The sequence below is a fragment of the Gryllotalpicola reticulitermitis genome, assembly GCF_042651345.1.
Lineage (GTDB): Bacteria > Actinomycetota > Actinomycetes > Actinomycetales > Microbacteriaceae > Gryllotalpicola > Gryllotalpicola reticulitermitis.
In genome coordinates, this window is sequence record NZ_JBHSCN010000012.1 from 1 (window position 1) to 1,946 (window position 1,946).

The 1,946-nt window shown below is 56.8% G+C and carries 1 rRNA gene; it reads right to left on the bottom strand.

Annotation, left to right across the window (positions count from 1 at the left end):
- Positions 1-275: 275 nt before the first annotated feature.
- Positions 276-1,800: ribosomal RNA gene (locus ACFOYW_RS16430) — 16S ribosomal RNA — on the bottom strand.
- Positions 1,801-1,946 lie beyond the last annotated feature (146 nt).

Consider the following 1,946-nt stretch of genomic DNA (forward strand, 5'->3'; position numbering starts at 1 on the left):
CCCACCACGAACCAAAGATCCGCAACAGAACGGGCCTGCAAAGAAACCACCCCACCCCAACCGGGCCAGCATGGTCCCTCAGGACCCAACAGCGTGCACCCAACACCCCCACCAGCAGCCCGCTTTCCCCGCCCCCAACCGAAACCAGGAGCCGTACTCACGCACCACCAGCATCAGCGCCGGCATTGTCAATGTTCCACCCACGAGCCCCGACGGAAGACATTCGCTTCCGAACCGGGTCCTGGACCAGCTCACACTGGCCAGATGCTCCTTAGAAAGGAGGTGATCCAGCCGCACCTTCCGGTACGGCTACCTTGTTACGACTTAGTCCTAATCACCGATCCCACCTTCGACAGCTCCCTCCACAAGGGTTAGGCCACTGGCTTCGGGTGTTACCGACTTTCATGACTTGACGGGCGGTGTGTACAAGGCCCGGGAACGTATTCACCGCAGCGTTGCTGATCTGCGATTACTAGCGACTCCGACTTCATGAGGTCGAGTTGCAGACCTCAATCCGAACTGAGACCGGCTTTTTGGGATTCGCTCCGCCTTACAGCATCGCAGCCCTTTGTACCGGCCATTGTAGCATGCGTGAAGCCCAAGACATAAGGGGCATGATGATTTGACGTCATCCCCACCTTCCTCCGAGTTGACCCCGGCAGTCTCCTATGAGTCCCCGGCCGAACCGCTGGCAACATAGAACGAGGGTTGCGCTCGTTGCGGGACTTAACCCAACATCTCACGACACGAGCTGACGACAACCATGCACCACCTGTATACCGACCACAAGGGGGCGACCATCTCTGGCCGTTACCGGTATATGTCAAGCCTTGGTAAGGTTCTTCGCGTTGCATCGAATTAATCCGCATGCTCCGCCGCTTGTGCGGGCCCCCGTCAATTCCTTTGAGTTTTAGCCTTGCGGCCGTACTCCCCAGGCGGGGCGCTTAATGCGTTAGCTACGACACGGAAACCGTGGAATGGTCCCCACATCTAGCGCCCAACGTTTACGGCGTGGACTACCAGGGTATCTAATCCTGTTCGCTCCCCACGCTTTCGCTCCTCAGCGTCAGTTACGGCCCAGAGAACTGCCTTCGCCATCGGTGTTCTTCCTGATATCTGCGCATTCCACCGCTACACCAGGAGTTCCATTCTCCCCTACCGCACTCTAGCCTGCCCGTACCCACCGCACGCCTCAGGTTGAGCCTGAGGATTTCACGGCAGACGCGACAGACCGCCTACGAGCTCTTTACGCCCAATAATTCCGGACAACGCTCGGACCCTACGTATTACCGCGGCTGCTGGCACGTAGTTAGCCGGTCCTTTTTCTGCAGGTACCGTCACCCAAAGGCTTCTTCCCTACCAAAAGAGGTTTACAACCCGAAGGCCGTCATCCCCCACGCGGCGTTGCTGCATCAGGCTTTCGCCCATTGTGCAATATTCCCCACTGCTGCCTCCCGTAGGAGTCTGGGCCGTGTCTCAGTCCCAGTGTGGCCGGTCACCCTCTCAGGCCGGCTACCCGTCGTCGCCTTGGTAGGCCACTACCCCACCAACAAGCTGATAGGCCGCGAGCCCATCCATGGCCAAAAAAATCTTTCCACCCCACACCATGCGGTACAGGGTCCTATCCAGTATTAGACACCGTTTCCAGCGCTTATCCCAGAGCCAAGGGCAGGTTACTCACGTGTTACTCACCCGTTCGCCACTAATCCAAAAAAGCAAGCTTTCTCTTCATCGTTCGACTTGCATGTGTTAAGCACGCCGCCAGCGTTCGTCCTGAGCCAGGATCAAACTCTCCACAAAAAAATTGCGCCAGAATCCAACCTGACAAGACATCAACAAAAGCTGACATCAAAAACCAACAACCCCAACACCACACCAAACGATGCGACACCAGGAAATTGGCATTGACAATGTGCACACTGTTGAGTTCTCAAAGACCATACGCA